This is a genomic window from Bradyrhizobium forestalis, assembly GCF_002795245.1.
Taxonomy (GTDB): Bacteria; Pseudomonadota; Alphaproteobacteria; order Rhizobiales; family Xanthobacteraceae; genus Bradyrhizobium; species Bradyrhizobium forestalis.
Genome location: NZ_PGVG01000179.1, coordinates 1 through 215 on the forward strand (window position 1 = coordinate 1; position 215 = coordinate 215).

A 215-nucleotide genomic window follows, 5' to 3' on the forward strand; every position below is an offset into this window, starting at 1 on the left:
CCGGTCCTGCGGGATTATGGGCAAGACAGGCTTGCCGGTAGGATCGCCAAGCCGGACGGGACGCCGATTGCCGGCCCGAAGGTCCTGGGGAAGGGGCGCCGGGCAGTGCATCGTCAGAACCGCCGCTGGGCAAGGGCGTGGAGCCCGGAACAGATTTCGCGGCGCCTTCGGCTCGACTTTCCCGAGGATGAGACGATGCGCATTAGTCACGAGGC

Annotated in this window: 1 pseudogene; it reads left to right on the forward strand. The window is 67.0% G+C overall.

The annotated features are described in order from the left end of the window. Positions 1 to 215, forward strand: a pseudogene (locus CVM73_RS41435) (IS30 family transposase); the annotation flags it as partial.